This window comes from Paramaledivibacter caminithermalis DSM 15212 (assembly GCF_900142245.1).
GTDB lineage: Bacteria > Bacillota > Clostridia > Peptostreptococcales > Caminicellaceae > Paramaledivibacter > Paramaledivibacter caminithermalis.
On the sequence record NZ_FRAG01000066.1, the window covers coordinates 1 to 16,098 of the forward strand.

Annotated in this window: 17 protein-coding genes; 15 read left to right on the top strand and 2 right to left on the bottom strand. The window is 31.1% G+C overall.

Annotation, left to right across the window (positions count from 1 at the left end; translation table 11 throughout):
- Positions 1-261: IS1 family transposase (locus BUB36_RS16380; protein WP_330390529.1), on the bottom strand; the 261-nt coding region annotated here is incomplete at its 3' end.
- A gap of 122 nt (positions 262-383) precedes the next feature.
- Between BUB36_RS16380 and BUB36_RS16385 the strand changes: the two genes are divergently transcribed.
- The 10 genes from BUB36_RS16385 (at position 384) to thiS (ending at position 10,646) form a co-directional block, all read left to right on the top strand.
- Positions 384-1,847, top strand: a complete 1,464-nt coding sequence (locus BUB36_RS16385; RefSeq protein WP_073152772.1) for a B12-binding domain-containing radical SAM protein — start codon at positions 384-386, stop codon at positions 1,845-1,847.
- Complete coding sequence (locus tag BUB36_RS16390) at positions 1,844-2,722, top strand: carbohydrate kinase family protein (RefSeq protein WP_073152774.1); 879 nt, start codon at positions 1,844-1,846, stop codon at positions 2,720-2,722. Before BUB36_RS16385 ends, BUB36_RS16390 begins: the two co-directional genes overlap by 4 nt.
- Positions 2,723-2,759: 37 nt before the next feature.
- Complete coding sequence (locus BUB36_RS16395; protein WP_073152776.1) at positions 2,760-3,584, top strand: transketolase; 825 nt, start codon at positions 2,760-2,762, stop codon at positions 3,582-3,584.
- A complete protein-coding gene (locus BUB36_RS16400; protein ID WP_073152779.1) occupies positions 3,575-4,504 on the top strand; it encodes a transketolase family protein in 930 nt (309 codons plus the stop codon). The genes BUB36_RS16395 and BUB36_RS16400 overlap by 10 nt, the downstream gene beginning before the upstream one ends.
- Positions 4,505-4,518: 14 nt before the next feature.
- Positions 4,519-5,268 carry a hypothetical protein gene (locus BUB36_RS16405; protein ID WP_073152782.1) on the top strand — a complete coding sequence of 250 codons (750 nt, stop codon included), beginning with the start codon at positions 4,519-4,521 and terminating at the stop codon, positions 5,266-5,268.
- 72 nt (positions 5,269-5,340) lie between these two features.
- Positions 5,341-6,531 (top strand): Cgl0159 family (beta/alpha)8-fold protein, encoded by a 1,191-nt coding sequence (locus tag BUB36_RS16410; protein ID WP_073152785.1) that lies wholly within the window; start codon positions 5,341-5,343, stop codon positions 6,529-6,531.
- Positions 6,531-8,252, top strand: a complete 1,722-nt coding sequence (locus BUB36_RS16415) for an aldehyde ferredoxin oxidoreductase family protein (RefSeq protein ID WP_073152788.1) — start codon at positions 6,531-6,533, stop codon at positions 8,250-8,252. Before BUB36_RS16410 ends, BUB36_RS16415 begins: the two co-directional genes overlap by 1 nt.
- Positions 8,253-8,307: 55 nt before the next feature.
- On the top strand, positions 8,308-8,955 hold the full coding sequence (locus BUB36_RS16420; protein WP_073152790.1) for a lactate utilization protein: 648 nt from the start codon (positions 8,308-8,310) through the stop codon (positions 8,953-8,955).
- 12 nt (positions 8,956-8,967) lie between these two features.
- A complete protein-coding gene (locus BUB36_RS16425) occupies positions 8,968-10,191 on the top strand; it encodes an MFS transporter (RefSeq protein ID WP_073152793.1) in 1,224 nt (407 codons plus the stop codon).
- A 260-nt stretch (positions 10,192-10,451) separates the two neighbouring features.
- Positions 10,452-10,646: a sulfur carrier protein ThiS gene (thiS, locus tag BUB36_RS16430; RefSeq protein WP_073152796.1), complete on the top strand. Its 195-nt coding sequence runs from the start codon at positions 10,452-10,454 to the stop codon at positions 10,644-10,646.
- 262 nt (positions 10,647-10,908) lie between these two features.
- Here thiS and tnpA read toward each other — a convergent pair whose 3' ends face one another.
- The gene (tnpA, locus tag BUB36_RS16435) at positions 10,909-11,283 is read right to left on the bottom strand and encodes an IS200/IS605 family transposase (RefSeq protein WP_207550843.1); all 375 of its coding nucleotides are present in this window, start codon (positions 11,281-11,283) and stop codon (positions 10,909-10,911) included.
- Between the two features lie 11 nt (positions 11,284-11,294).
- Between tnpA and BUB36_RS16440 the strand changes: the two genes are divergently transcribed.
- From BUB36_RS16440 to BUB36_RS16460, 5 genes are all read left to right on the top strand, one after another.
- Positions 11,295-11,999 (top strand): transposase, encoded by a 705-nt coding sequence (locus tag BUB36_RS16440; RefSeq protein ID WP_073152800.1) that lies wholly within the window; start codon positions 11,295-11,297, stop codon positions 11,997-11,999.
- Between the two features lie 652 nt (positions 12,000-12,651).
- On the top strand, positions 12,652-12,939 hold the full coding sequence (locus tag BUB36_RS16445) for an ATP-binding domain-containing protein (RefSeq protein ID WP_073152803.1): 288 nt from the start codon (positions 12,652-12,654) through the stop codon (positions 12,937-12,939).
- A gap of 273 nt (positions 12,940-13,212) precedes the next feature.
- A complete protein-coding gene (locus BUB36_RS16450) occupies positions 13,213-13,806 on the top strand; it encodes a MurR/RpiR family transcriptional regulator (RefSeq protein WP_278247860.1) in 594 nt (197 codons plus the stop codon).
- A 200-nt stretch (positions 13,807-14,006) separates the two neighbouring features.
- Positions 14,007-15,377 (top strand): hypothetical protein, encoded by a 1,371-nt coding sequence (locus BUB36_RS16455; RefSeq protein WP_073152808.1) that lies wholly within the window; start codon positions 14,007-14,009, stop codon positions 15,375-15,377.
- Between the two features lie 281 nt (positions 15,378-15,658).
- Positions 15,659-16,098: transposase (locus tag BUB36_RS16460; RefSeq protein ID WP_242655884.1), on the top strand; the 440-nt coding region annotated here is incomplete at its 3' end.

A 16,098-nucleotide genomic window follows, 5' to 3' on the forward strand; every position in this document is an offset into this window, starting at 1 on the left:
AAACATAGAGTGATTACATTTTTTATCACAACAACGATAATTAGAGTAATACTCATAATCGTGGTGAAGAAAAGTTGCCTTTCCACAAAGGGGACAGCGAGGGTATTTAGGTACCTTTTTAGATATTGGTTTATCAGGAGCAAATTGGTGATTACATTTGCGACAAAGGTATTTTTGATAACCATCTTTATCTTTACCATAACGGTAAAAAGAATCTTTATTATTGCATTTTGTACATTTAATTGGTACAATTTTTTGCATGAGGACTTCATCCTTTCTGGGAGGTATAGTTTTTTTAGCAAAAACATTGTACCACAGAGGATTGAAGTCCTCAATTTTCATTTAAGTTTACAGAGCGTTATGTTGGAGAAAGGAAGTTATAGATGAAAACACTTTTTATTTCACCAACAGGTGATATTTCAGATAGTAGATACATGAGAATTCCATTGGGAATTTTATATATTGCAGCAGTACTTGAAGAGTTAGGTCATGAAATTAAAGTCGTTAATGTGGATCTATTTAAATATACAGATGAAGAAGTTAAGCAAATCATTAAGGCCGAAAGACCTGATATAGTAGGTATTACTACAGTTACTTGTAATTATAGAAATGGGGCAAAATATGCAAAAATCGTAAAGGATGTTGATAAAGATATTATCGTAATGATCGGTGGTGTGCACGTATCGTTTACATATGATGAGACACTGAAGGAATATCCTGATATCGACTTTGTAGTCATAGGGGAAGGCGAAATAACATGTAAAGAGCTATGGACGAAGCTAGAGGAAAACAAATCAAAACCACTTAATAAAGAGGACTACATAGATATTGATGGGCTTGCTTTTATTGACTCAAAAGATGAAATGGTTGTTACTAAGCCAAGAGCATATATAGAAGACTTAGATTCTATTCCTTTGCCTGCAAGACATTTAGTACCTGTAACTGAATATCAAAAGTATAATGTAGAAGCCCATATTTTCGCTAGTAGAGGGTGCGCATTCACTTGTTCATTTTGCTTGCTACCTAAAACTGAAGGAAGTTTTAGAAAGAGAAATCCTAAAAAAGTAGTTGATGAAATTGAACACTTAGTTCAAACCTATGACTATAAATTATTTAAATTTGTAGATAATAGTTTTTCTACAGATAGAGAAACTATTTTGAGCTTGTTGAGTGAAATTAAAAACAGAAAATTAAATATCATGTGGAGATGTCAAACACGTATAGATCTTCTTGATGAAGAATTGATGAAGGAAATGATTAGCGCAGGATGTAAGGAAATCCTAGTTGGTGTAGAATCTGCGTCTGATAGAATCTTGAATGAGATTTATGGTAAAGATTTAAATGTATTCAAAATTAAAGAAGTATTTAAATTAGGGCGGTCTCTAGGATTGGTAATAACACCTTCTTTTGTTCTAGGACACCCATATGAAACTAAAGAAGAGCTGGAGGCAACAAAAAACCTTATAATAGAGCTCTATAAAGATAATTATAGACATCCAAGAATGTGTTATCTTACACCATTCCCTGGAACAGAAATTTCAGATAGTGTATTTGACGGAGATCTAAATAACTTTATTGAAGTATTTGATTGGGATAAATATACACACATCTGTCCTACATTAAGAACAAACTACATGTCAAGGCATGAATTAGCCAAATTGTATGTTGATGCTTTAGCAGAGATTACATATCAAAACCCTGAAAGACAAAAAAGAATATGGCCAAACGAAGAAGATGAAGGTAGTTACTATCCTCCAGAAGTCAAGCTATATTATATGAAAGAAGCAATTATTAATAAAAATGCACAACGCTTAAATAATATTCAAGTTGTAGAGGAAAAAGAATGAGTAGTATAGTTTGTGTTGGGGCATCAGTACTGGACATTAGTACGAAAATTGGCAGGAGGTTACCTGAGAGAGGATCATTAATTTTTACTGATACAGTAGAAATATCTTTTGGAGGATGTGCTTTAAATGTTGCATCAAATCTATCTAGATTAGGAGTACGTAGCAAGCTAATAACAAAAGTTGGAAATGATATGTTTGGTGACAGTATTGTGAATAGATGTAAAGAGCTTGATATAGAATTGCAGCGAACAGATAGATCTGAGCTAAGGACTTCATTATCCCAAATTCTTTTAGATGAAACAGGAGATAGAAGAATAATCCATAATATAGGAGCTAATAAGTCGTTTAGCAAGGATGATATAGACTTGGATATGATATCACAATATGAATATGTTTATTTTGGTGGAGTATTGGGTATGCCGCTAATTGATGAACAATTGGAATATTTGTTTTCAGAATTAAAAACTAGAAACAAAGAAATCAAAATTATTCTTGATGTGATCTATTCAGAAAATGTTTATTCTCTAAACGAAGTTAAGAGGGCTCTAAAGTATGTCGATTACTTTGTTCCTAATTATTCAGAAGCCAGATCTTTATCAAGTAAAACATCGCTTAATTCAATTACAGAAGACCTATTAGAACTCGGGGTTAAGAATTTAATTATAACTTTAGGTGAAGATGGTGTTTGCTATAGAAATCATAGTTTATTTGGATTTCATAAAGCTGTAGCTACAAAGGTTCAAGATACTACTGGGGCAGGGGACGCATTTGTGGCTGGACTAATCTATGGTCTATTGCATGATCAGGATTTTGAAAGTTCAATAGTGAAAGGTCTTGAAGTTGCATCAGAATGTGTCGCCAAGATGACTGCATAATATAAATTAAATAAAAACACATATTGGGGTGAGTACTATGAAAAACGATATAAGAGAATTATATAGAAAAGCTTCTCAAATAAGATTAGATACATTTGAAAGTATAGTTCAAGCAGGTTCTGGTCACCTTGGAGGAAGTTTTTCAGTAATAGAAATACTTTCAGCATTGTACTTTGAAGTTATGGAATTGGATGAAGAGAATAAAGATAATCTAATTTTATCAAAGGGCCATGGTGCACCAGCCTTATATTCTACTCTAGTAAACAAAGGTTTGTGTGAAAGAGGATTATTATCTCAATTGAGAAAACATGATAGTCCATTTCAAGGCCATCCAGATTGTAGGAAATTACCTTTATTAAGCACTTCTTCTGGTTCTTTAGGTCAAGGTCTTTCAATAGGAATTGGAATGGCTATTGCAGATAAACTTAGTAATTCTAATAGAATGACCTATGTTATATTGGGCGATGGTGAACTTAATGAAGGTCAAATTTGGGAATCAATAATGTTTGCTAGTGCAAATAAGATTGGGAATCTTATTGCTTTAGTTGATCGTAATAACCTTCAGTTAGATGGAAGGACCGAAGATGTCCTTGATATGGGAAATTTAAAGGATAAGTGGAAAGCTTTTGGCTGGTCTGTTTTAGCGGTTGATGGGCATAGAATTGAAGAAATTGTTGAAGCCATTAACAATTTTCTTGAAACAAATAGTAATACTCCGAAGGTCATTATATGTAATACAGTTAAGGGAAAAGGCATCTCATACATGGAAAACAATTACTTATACCATGGCAAAATTCCTAGCGGTGAATTGTTAGAAGATGGAAGAAATGAATTAAGAAAGGAGATATCAAAATGGGATTAGTTAAGACAGCAAATTGTATATTCGGAGAGACTATAGTTAAAGAAGGTTTCAGGGACGAAAAAATATTTGTTTTGGATTCAGACGTTTCCAGAGCTTCTTATACTTATTTGTTTAAAGAAAACTTCCCAGAACGTTTTTTAAATGTAGGTATAGCAGAACAGAATATGGCTTCAATAGCTGCGGGGTTAGCTTTAAAAGGATATAAACCTGTTATAACATCATTGGCTAAATTTATTTCGTTAAGATGTTTAGATCAGGTTGTTAACAGTATTGCTTATCCTAAGCTAAATGTGCTGATGGTAGGTATTTATGCTGGGATTTCAATTGGTAAAGATGGAGCTACTCATCAAACTGTTGAAGATATTGGTGTTTTGAAATCCATACCTAATATGTCAATTATTAATCCGTGCTCACATAGAGAGGTTAATGAACTTGTGGGGCAGAGCTTTAAGTATCAAGGACCTACATATCTTAGACTGACGGCAGGTATTCCAGAAACACAATTATCAGAGGAGAAGATTGAATTTGGTAAAGCTAGAGTAATGACAAATGGAGATCAGCTTACAGTAGTAACTACTGGTGTAATGACTGGGAAGGTATTAAATGTTATTAAGGAAGAGGACCTTGAGGAGAAGGTAAGTTTGATTCATACCCATACTATTAAACCAATAGATGCTGAGAGCATTAGAAAGTCAGCAAGAAAAACACTGAAGGTAATAACTATTGAAGATCATAATGTGATTGGCGGGATTGGCGAGAGCGTATCAAGTTTATTATGTAATGAAGAAGGCGTTGTAGTGAAAATAATTGGACTAAATGATGTTTTCGGTTGCTCTGATGATGCAGAGGAATTATACAATAAGTATAATCTTTGTGAAGAATCTATCAAAAACTACATTTTACAGAATATTTCTAAGTAAAAGAGGCGATATTTATGAGTAAGCAGAATAGTGAAAATTCAATAGATATTATATTAAACATATCGAACTCCTTATTGAAAGGAAAAATCGAAGAAACGGTCCATTTTGATAAAGTAATTAAGCGCTGTAAAGATAAATTTGATGGTTTAATTTACACCTTTGGTCAGATAAAAAATCATGTAGGGATTGTTGATTCTGGGCAAAGGGACATGAAGATTATCAGAGCGGACTGGAATAATTCCAATTACAATCAATATAATCTAATTAAAAACAGAGAAATAAAACATGAAATTATTTTTTCAAAAGGATTTGTGAAGAGTTTAGACTCAAGAATTGCTTTTTTAGAAACCTTTATTAATAATAATGAAGAATTTGAAAAACAGGAAATAAAGAAAATATCTGAATTTCATTTTTCAGATTCAGAAGTCAAAGTAATTTTAAATTTCAATGTTGATGAGGCCTTAAGTGAAAGATTGGATATTATTGATATTTTAGAAATGTATTCGAGTATTTACTATGAAATGGGAATTGACATTCTATGTATACCCATTAAATTTAGTGAATGTGCTAAAAGAATTAAAGAATATATGAAAATTCCAATTTATATTAGTGTGGATAAAAATCTAAATGATGATATTACTCTAGACATCCTAAAAGACATTCAAAACATTGATGGTGTAATGTTTTCCGAAAAGTTATTAAGAAGCTCAGATGGTGAGATTGCTTATATACTAGACCAACTGAGGAGACAAACGAAATCTTAGCTTGTATCAAGGATATGGCCATAATTCAGTATTGTTATCTTATAAGAATTCGAATTGATTAGGAGTGAAATTTTGAATACCTATAGAAAAAGAAAATTTAAAGAGCTATTTAATAAGGAAAAGCGGATATGCGTTGCAATGGATCATGGCTTTATGTCTGACCCAACTGAAAATGTGAGAAACTTTCAAGCAATACTAAATAAAGTTATCAAAGGTGGCGCTGATAGTATTCTAATTAGTCCTGGGCAGCTTATGAATAATAAGGAGACCATAAGAAGTAGTGATATTTTTGTTATTTTAAGAGTAGATTGGATGAACGCATTACGACTAGGCAAAGAAAATACTAAAAACGCTTTGCCTTGCTCAAAACTTATGCATACTTCCATTATGAGTATAAAAGAAGCTTTAGAATATGATGTTGATGCTGTAGTGGCTTATTATGTAGTAGGATATGATGAGGAGATTGAAGAAGGCACATTACTCAATTGCATTGAAATATCTAAACAATGTCATGAGTTAGATGTTCCCTTTATTATGGAACCTATGATTATAAAAGGGCAGGTCAATGGTGCCATGGACGCTAAAATACTTGCCGATGCTGCTCGTATTTCTCAGGAAATAGGGGCAGATGCTTTAAAGATACCTTATACAGGTGATAAAGAAACTTTTAAGTCTCTTGTTGACGGGATAACAATTCCCATTTTGATATTAGGTGGAGCTAACTCAGGTAATGATAACGATGCGTATAGTTTAATTAGTGATGCCATAGAAATTGGAGCCTCGGGTATACTGTTTGGAAGGAAAATAACGAAAAGCAAGAGCCCTGATATTTTATTGAAAAATATTAAAGCTGCTATCAAAAAAGGTTCAGAAAAAAAGATTAATGAAGAATTAGAAAAGTCTAAAAAATTAAAATTTGATAAACTGAAATGTACAGGTTGCAAGATGTGTGAAAACATATGCGATTTTCTATCAACTGGAAGTCTGAAGATAAATAAGAGTAGAAATAGTATTTCTTTAAACTATTGTGATAAGTGTAGAAAATGTGAAGATGAATGTCCGATTGATGCCATTAAAATATCTAAGAAAATTGATTTAGATCATAGCACATGTATATTATGTAGTGCATGTATAGATGTGTGTCCCAATAATGTATTAAAAACAATCGGCGAAAAGATTTTATACTGCAATTACTGTAGTGGTGAAGAGTTGAGGTGTGCTGAAATTTGTCCTACAGGGGCACTAACGGTGGAGGAATTCTAATGAAGGGGAATTGTGGAAAACTATTAAGGATTGATTTATCTAGTTCAAATTTTTCCATTGAAGACATCAGTATAAGTCTTTATAGACAATATATAGGAGGAATGGGACTAGCAACGTACTATTTAAATAAGGAAATGACAGGAAAAGAAAATCCTTTAGATAAAGAGAATAAAATAATTATTGCGGTTGGACCATTAACAGGAACTATTGCACCAACTAGTAGTCGATTTGGTATATTTACAAAAAGTCCTTTGACTAATGGATATCTAGAATCTTATTGCGGTGGAGATTTTGGGAAAGAAGTAAAAAAATGCGGGTTCGATGTTATCATTATTGAAGGAAAATCTAAGGAAAGTACTTTAATAGAAATAAATAATGACTCAGTTAAATTTGATCATAATAAAAATTTAATTGGTTTAAAAAGCTCAGAGATTAAAGAATACTTTAAGTCTAACTATACTGGATGGAGCAATTTATATGTAGGTCCTGCTGGAGAAAGAAATTCTAAAATATCGGGTGTTTTCTCTGAAGGTAGATGTGCTGGAAGAGGCGGTGCTGGAGCAGTTTTTGGATCGAAGAGCCTCAAAGGTATTGTTATAAAAGGTGATAAAAGAGTAGACGTTTATAATAAAGAAGAGTTTATGAAAGACGTTAATGAAACTCTTAGAGAACTTAGAAGTAGTAAGGCGGTAAGTCATCTCAAAGATGTTGGAACAGGAAATATTATAGACATAATGAATTTCTTTGAATCTTTACCAAATAGAAATTTTCAAAATAAATGTTCTAAAGAGATTAATAATTTTCTTCCGCAAAATCTTAAAAAGGCTTGGAAAAAAAGTGTGGCGTGTTTTAATTGTCCCATAGCTTGTAGCAAGATATATGAATTTGAGTATGAGGGAATGAAGATTGAATTGGACGGTCCAGAGTATGAAACTATTTGGAGCCTAGGTATAAATTTAGATATATATGATCTTAAAACTGTTGCGAAAGCAAATTATATATGTGATGAATATGGGATAGACACAATAAGCACAGGGAATATAATTGGTTTCATAATGGAACTTTATGAAAAAGGTATGATTGACTCTAAGCACATTGATGGAGTTGTGCCTGAATGGGGTAGTAGCGAAGCTCTAATAGCTTTAACAAAACTTATTGCATCAGGTAAGGGTTTTGGTATGGAGATGAACAATGGAGTTAAATATTTATCAAGTATTTTTGAAGGTTCTAAAGCTTTTGCAATGCATGTTAAGGGAATGGAGCTACCCGCATTTCATCCTTCTGGTAATTATGGTATTTCATTAGGTTATGCAATTTCAAATAGAGGAGGATGTCATTTACACGGAGCTGTATTATCAGAGTTATTTGGAGGAGCAGACAGAAAAAAGCATAATAATAAAGTAAATATGTTGCTAAAGAATATTGGATTAATTAATGTAATAAATTCATCAATATTATGTTATTTTGTATCTAATGGAATTGGACTTAAAGAGATTTCTAAAATGATTAAAAGTTGTACTGGGATTGATTATAAAGATCCTAGCGAATTTGAAGAAATTGGATTAAGAATTAATAAACTCTGTATGGATTTTAATAAAAAATGTGGATATTCCAAAGAATACGATAAATTGCCTTTACGTTCATTTGACTTAGGAACTAATAAAGATATTTTGAGCAACATGATTGAAGAGTATCACGAATTTATGATGAATGTAAAGTAATAATTTCTAGACTCTCATTAAATTTGGTCATAATATTGTTAGGAGGTAGATTCGCATGAACAGCAACATTAAATGGAAGATAGATAATGATTTTAATTTGTTAAAAGAAAATCTGGTCACAAGGAACTACAAAGTTGAAATTTTTGAGAATTCTGATGAACTTATTGAATACTTTAAAAACAATATTAAGAAAGAAAAAGTGATTGGAGTAGGTGGCTCAACAACATTATCAGAAATAGGCCTAATTGAGAATATGATTGATAGCGGCTATAACGTACTTAATAGAAATAAAGCTGGTTTATCTAGAGAAGAAAAGCATAAACTTCAGAGGGCAGCTCTTACATCGGATGTCTTTATTTGTAGCGTAAATGCAATATCAATAGATGGGCAGATTATTAATATAGACCACACTGGAAACCGTGTCTCAGCAATTCTATATGGTCCAAGGGAAGTATATTTAATAATTGGATACAATAAAGTCTGTTGGAGTTTAGATGAGGCAATGAACCGTGCAAGACTTTTTGCTGCTCCTTTAAATGCTAAGAGGAGTGAGGAAAAATATTCACCACCATGCTTAAAACATGGGCAGTGTGTTAGATGTAATTCGAATAAGAGCATATGTAGTGTGACGTCTATAATGGAAACATGTTCTGAGAAGGGGCGGATTAAAGTGTTATTGGTGAAGGAGAGCCTAGGTTTTTAAAGGAGGGATAATATGTTTGCTGATTATAAGAAAATCATAAATAGAAACTTTAGTGTAATTTTGATTGGTACATTTGTGACTGTATTATCTTATTCAATGATGATACCTTACTTTGCAATCCACTTAAAAGAAAATTTGTTATTCAGTGCAACCGCAATTGCAACTATAATGACAGTCTATAGAGGATTAAGAAGAATTATGGTGTTATTTGGCGGATACTTTGCAGATAAGTATGGTATAAAGTTAATTCTCTTATTGGGGCTAATCATTCATTCAATAGCATACTTACTATATGCTTTTGCCAACACATATAGTATAATTTTGGCTTTAGCAGTCCTTACAACTATTGGAGGCTCGTTTACAATACCAACAATAAGAATTATGACAGCAGAAAGTACTGACGATGATGAATTAAAACCAAAAGCCTTTGCATTGAGATCATTAGTATATAGTGTGGCATTTGCATTAGGACCTGCTATTGGTATAGTCGTTATACAATATTCATTTAAATGGCTCTTTATAGCTTGTAGTATATCTTATGCACTCTATTCGATAGCGGTTCTAATTTTCGTGGATAGCATATCTAATAAAAAGAAAGCTCATGATGTTTCTGTAATAAAAAACATTAAATTACTGTTAAAAAACAAAAGGATTTTAAATTTATTCTGGGCAGCCTTTGTATTCTACTTCCTAATGGCACAATTTGAATCCACAGTTCCAATTGGCCTAAAAAGTATAGTGGGAATATCAAATAATCAAATAGGTATCCTATTCACTATTATGGCTGTTGTATCAATTGCAATGCAACAAATAGTTGTTCATTTTACTGCTAAGAAAAGAGATGAATTAAGTATACTATTTGCAATAGCTCTTGCTATTGTTAGTTTGTTGCTTCTTTACTTCATACCGAACTTCTATGGTGCGATAGTAGTATTTGTTTTAATTACTTTTTCAGAATTAATCTGTATGCCTATACTATACTCAGCAGTTATTAAACATGCACCTGAAAATGCTAAGGCATCTTTTAGCGGTACATCTGCTTTTATTGAAGGCTTAGGAATTGCTTCAGGAACAACAATGGGTGGCTTATTGATAGATATGAATTTACAATTGAATGTATGGCTTTTTATAGGAGGAATTGCCACAATATTTGCTCTTGTTTATCTGTATAATATTAGAGATATATTGAGATATAAGTCTAAGAGTAAAGAGACACTAGAAAAGATTCACACATAATAGATGTATTTAATTTTAGAAACAGACAAAGGGGTCCCATCAGTGCCTTTGACGGTGCTGACAGTACTCTTTGTAAACATAATGATATCTCATCTCCCATCAACAAAATTGTGAAGTATGGGCCTAATGGAGTTTTAAATTCACTTAATTATCATTAAAGGGATTTTATATATGAAAAAACTAAAGTAACAAATAAGTAGGTAGTGACGTTGCTAAAATTTTAAGACTTATCATGATTGAGTTTTGGAAGGATGGATATAATGAAAGTTAACGGCAAAGAAATATATCTTGAAACTATAACAACTGTGTCAGAACTTCTGGGTAAATTGAATCTGAATGAGGAGAAAGTAGTAGTATGGGTAAATGGTGAGAATATTTGCATAGAACGATATTCTAAACATTCACTAGATGAAAAGGATGAAATTGAGATAATTAGTATAATAAGTGGAGGATAAAAGATAGTTTTTATCGTTATTGGCTAAAGTGCATGTAGTCAACAGTGGCATGAAAGCTTGATGCTTTTTAGAAAAAAATATTACAATTTTAGTTTTAAACTAATACAGTACAAATCTAAATCTAGAATATAGAAGAAAATTAAACTACGCACCTGCTAAAGCAGGTGGATTTAAGATATAAATATCTTATGACTGAAAGTCATGTTTAAGGCTAAAGTCCTTCTGAAAGAACTTTAGCTTAACCTCAAGATAATGACTAAACTCACTCTTCAACTCTAAAATTATTTTTTATATCATCTATCTCTTGACTCGCTATGTACTTTCTTATTGTTTCTTCATTTACACTTCCTACTGTTGAACAAAAATATCCTCTTGCCCACAAATGTTGTCCCCAATATTTTTTCTTTAGCTCTGGAAATTCATCTTGAATCATTCTTGATGACCTTCCTTTCAAATATTGGACTATTTTACTTGGCGCCATTGTTGGTGGACACGGCAACAATATATGCACATGGTCTTTTCCTACACTTTCTTTTATTATTCTAATTATTCTTGCTTTATAAATGCTAAAATTAGAATGTACAAAGTGACCAATATTTCCATGTACAACAACTGAATAATTATCTATAGTATTTATGGGTGATGAAAATGTTAATTGATATAAATATAAATACTAAGATAAATATAAATTCATTAAGAGATTTAACTAAGTTAAGAACAATTGTGGAGGTAAATGATTTGGATAAGCCTAACTTTAGTCAGTTAGCTAGAAACTTAGGAGTTGATAGAAGAACTGTTAAAAAATATTATGAAGGTGACTTTGATAAATCTAGAAAACAAAAAATATCTAAACTTGATTCATACTATGATATCATCAAATCTTTGTTATCAACCGATAATAACCAGATATTCTATTACAAATCCCATCTATATAGATATTTGGTGAGAGAGCATAACCTAGAGTGCTCAAGAAGTAATTTTAATTACTACATATTAAAAAATAGGGAGTTTGCTGAATACTTTAAACCTAAGAAAAAAGTCAATTCTGTAAAGTCAGAGACTCCCTTTGGTAAACAAGCTCAATTTGATTGGAAGGAAAAACTCAAGTTTAGATTTAGAGATGGTAGTGAAATTACATTTAATGTAGGTTCATTAGTATTATCGGCATCAAGGTTCAAAGTATGGAGAATATATCCTTCTACAGATCAAAATAGTCTGTTTGATTTTCTTTCATATGCTTTTGATACTATTGGTGGAGTAGTAGAAGAATTAGTAATAGATAATGCATCGACTATGATGGATACTGCTAGAACCGAAAGAAGTGTGGGCAAGATATGGACTGTTCCTGCCTGACTGGACACAAAGAAGCGTATATTTTCTAGCCTGTTCTGACAGACAAGGGGACGTTTCGGTTGTCTTGCTTGTTGCTTAATCTTGCCTGTGTTTTTGTCTTACTTTTTACTTAAGTTTATTGTTTTTGTTATGAATTCTCAATTATGTTGTTGGTGAGAAACAATAATCAAAATCACTGGTGTTGCATAAAAAATAAAAACAAAAGTCAAGGAAAAAATTCAGAAGTTTAGGGATTTTTTGCCAGATAAAATATGATAAGATAGTCCTTGTTTAAATTCTCTAATGAAAAAACAGAAAGAAAAGATGAACAAGGATAAAAAAAACAACACTTAATTTTATCATAAATCCTTTAAAAAAATCTTTAAATATTTTAAAAATTTTGGGTAAAATGACAAAGGGACGTTTCGTTTGACATATGAATGACAAAGGGACGTTTCGTTTGACATATGGAAAATGGTGAGATAAAATTAAAATGGTGATGAAAATAGGAAGAGAAAAAAGGGAAAGGAGATAAACCAATAGTCAAACAATTAACCTGTAAAAAATATTTGATAGAACAAATTGTCGATGATATTATAGAACTGAAAAAGAATGGCATGAAATCAATAGCTATTATTTGTAAAACTTCTAAAAAAGCCTTGAAGTTTATAATTTGCTTAAATCTACTATTGATGCTAATTTAATTTTATGTGAAAAAGATGAGTTTAAAGATGGAATTGTCATTATAGCTTCTCATATGTCAAAGGGATTAGAATTTGACGCAGTTTTAATTTATAATGATGATGAAGAGAATTATAAAAATGAAAATGAGCGAAAACTGTTCTATACAGTTTGTACACGAGCACTACACAAATTATATATTTATTTTATCAAAGATATTTCACCAATACTTAAAGAAATCGACAATAATCTTTATAAAGGGCAACGGGATGTTTCGTAGATACAGATATAAGAGCATTCCTTGACAATGTGGACTATAAATGGATGCTGAAATTCATAGAGCACAGAATAAAATATGCAAAGCTTAGAAGATTAATAGTGTCAGTTTGGCTTTGTAAGGCTTCGTTTACTCGATTTGTGTAATCATGCATGTCCTCGTGTCAGGTAAAATAAGTATAAATAGGAGGTAAAAAGTGAGCAGTATTCTTATAATAAAAAAACTAATAGATATCTTTACACCATCTGAAAAAAACTTGCTGATTATGCTGATTATATTGTAGAAAATTTAGAAAAAGTAAGTACTCTTTCTGCATCAGAACTTGCAAACTATGCAGGAACAAGTCCATCAAGTGTTATAAGGTTTTCAAGAAAATTAGGATATGAAGGGTTTCAAGATTTGAAAATATCTATTGCAAAGGATGTTGCTTTAAATAATATAAATCAAGAAAATGTTTATGAAGCAATTAAAGTTAATGATTCAATAAAGGATGTTATCAACAAGATTGCAAGGCAAAGTATTAATGCTATAGAAGATACCATAAAGCTAATAAATGAAGAAGCTATCAGGGATGTTATTGAAGCTATGAAGAATGCAAGTCATATATATGGAGTAGGAGCTTCTGCATTAGTGGCAAAGGATTTACAATATAAGCTTGTTAGAATAAATGTTCCTGTTAGTATGTATATGGATAGCCATACTCAGTTGACTTTAGCAGCAAATATAAATAGCAATGAAGTTGCTATAGGAATATCTCATAGTGGGACAAAACTAGAGACATTTAAAGCTTTAGAAATGGCAAAAAAAAATGGTGCACAAACCATGACCTATACCCGATTTGCTGGACACGAAGATAGTTTGGTAAAATAAAAACTAGGAAAGGGAGTGTCCAACAATGGGATCAAAGAGAAAATTTAATGTTGAATATAAGATTGAAAGTAATTATATAAAAAGAATTCAGATAGTGAAATTATCACCTGCTTGTTTCTTCACGCTATATGATTAAAAAGTACTATTTTAATAAAGACTCATATATTTTAAAATGTATTCATTAAGGAGGATTGTACATAGTGAGAAAAATATCATCAATTCTTTTAATATTGTTACTATTGATGTCCTTTGTTGCATGCCATAAGGAAAAAGCTGGTTTTAGTAAAGTTAATGAAGAGGGTTCAACTAGTTCTGTGAAAGATAATTCCAATCATATCTTTAGTGAAACAAAGTTGAAAGAAATTGAATTAAATAAAAAATTTATCAAAGTTGCTTTGGAAGAAAGAGAAGATATATATGAACGAGATATTTTAGTTTTAATCAATAAATGGCATCATGAATTATACGAAACTAACATGAGGTTACTTCCTATTTTATTAAGAGCATGTATGATAGATCAAACAACTCATGATATTATTCATAACTTAAACATATCTTCTTTAGATAATAAGAAATCTATAAAAAAAATTAATTCATGGGCATTAAATAATTTAGCACATACTCAAACTCTTCTTGATTTTAAACAAGAACCTGGGCAAGATCCTTGGGGAGTTGCTTATGGGAGACCTATTTATAAAAAGCTATTACCGAGTGAAATGAAGGCTATGTCAATCTACTCTGGAAAGATAACTGGAAAATGTGCAACAATAGCTAATTTAAATTATAGTATATTTAGACTGTTAGGTATTGAGCCAGATAATATAATGAATTTAAAAATAAGTGGACATGTTTTTGGATTAGCAAAACTGAACGACCAGATAATTGTATTAGATAATAATAACATTAAGTTATTAAATGATTCCTTAAGAAGTTGGATAACAGAGGAACATTATTATGGGTTTTATAATGATGTAATTTCAGTTAACAAAAATATTGTAATTAACGATGAGATTCTTGATACAAAAGGGAGTCTGCTAGATGCTATATGTAAAGTAAATAATATTGAGCTCCAAAAAGAAAATATAGATTTTTTAGAGATTGAAGTAGATAGAGATAGAATTATTTCTACTATTTTTAGTGATAGTCAGACGAAATCAATGATATTAACTAAATACGCATATCAGAGTCTGTATGTTAAAAAACCTGAATTGTATTTAAAGGCATCATTGAGAGCTCCAAAAGCTGTAGAACTTGCTAATGAGTTAGAAACAGTGGAAGAAATAATTAAATGGATAAATAATAATATAACATATGGTTCAATATTTGAAGATTATAATGAACGTATAATGCTTGCCGATCAGGTTATCGTATTTAAGACGGGAGGGTTAAAAGATCAGGCTGTATTAGCTTATACACTTCTGACATTAAAGGGACATGAACCAGAAATAAAGATAACGAAAGACAATATTTATATTGATCTTGGTTCTAAAATATATGATGTTGAGAATTGGCACGAAGTTAGCCTTATCAGCGGCAATGTAGAATTAATATGGAAAATTAAAAAAGAATAAGTTATAGAAATAGACACTGGTGTTGCATAAAAAATAAAAACAAAAGTCAAGGGAAAAATTCAGAAGTTTAGGGATTTTTTACCAGATAAAATATAATAAGATAAGTGATAAGATAGTCCTTGTCCAAATTCTCTAATGAAAAAACAGAAAGAAAAGATGAACAAGGATAAAAAAACAACACTTAATTTTATCATAAATCCTTTAAAAAAATCTTTAAATATTTTAAAAATTTTGGGCAAAAATGACAAAGGGACGTTTCGTTTGACATATGGAAAATGGTGATGAAAATGGGAAGAGAAAAAAGGAAAAGGAGTATAACAGGAATATATCATATTATGCTACGAGGGATAGATGGACAGAACATATTCATAGATGATGAAGACAGAGAAAAATTTATGAAAGCGCTATTTAAGGCAAAAGGACAGTTTTTATTATATGGATATTGCTTAATGGATAATCATGTACATTTATTAATTAAAGAGGATGAAGAAATAGGAACTAGTATAAAAAGGATAACCGTAGGTTGTGTTCAATGGCATAATAATAAATATGGAAGAGTGGGACATTTATTTCAAAATAGGTATAAAAGTGAAGTAGTGGAAAGTGAATTCTATTTATTGGTATTACTAAGATATATTCATCAAAACCCAGTAAAAGCTAAAATAGTAAAAACAATATCAGAATATAAATGGAGTAGTTATAATAACTATATTGATAAATA

Coding starts and splice junctions, on each gene's coding strand:
- BUB36_RS16385 (WP_073152772.1), top strand. CDS start 384: ATGAAAACACTTTTTATTTCACCAACAGGTGATATTTCAGATAGTAGA.
- BUB36_RS16390 (WP_073152774.1), top strand. CDS start 1,844: ATGAGTAGTATAGTTTGTGTTGGGGCATCAGTACTGGACATTAGTACG.
- BUB36_RS16395 (WP_073152776.1), top strand. CDS start 2,760: ATGAAAAACGATATAAGAGAATTATATAGAAAAGCTTCTCAAATAAGA.
- BUB36_RS16400 (WP_073152779.1), top strand. CDS start 3,575: ATGGGATTAGTTAAGACAGCAAATTGTATATTCGGAGAGACTATAGTT.
- BUB36_RS16405 (WP_073152782.1), top strand. CDS start 4,519: ATGAGTAAGCAGAATAGTGAAAATTCAATAGATATTATATTAAACATA.
- BUB36_RS16415 (WP_073152788.1), top strand. CDS start 6,531: ATGAAGGGGAATTGTGGAAAACTATTAAGGATTGATTTATCTAGTTCA.
- BUB36_RS16420 (WP_073152790.1), top strand. CDS start 8,308: ATGAACAGCAACATTAAATGGAAGATAGATAATGATTTTAATTTGTTA.
- BUB36_RS16425 (WP_073152793.1), top strand. CDS start 8,968: ATGTTTGCTGATTATAAGAAAATCATAAATAGAAACTTTAGTGTAATT.
- thiS (WP_073152796.1), top strand. CDS start 10,452: ATGAAAGTTAACGGCAAAGAAATATATCTTGAAACTATAACAACTGTG.
- BUB36_RS16440 (WP_073152800.1), top strand. CDS start 11,295: ATGTTAATTGATATAAATATAAATACTAAGATAAATATAAATTCATTA.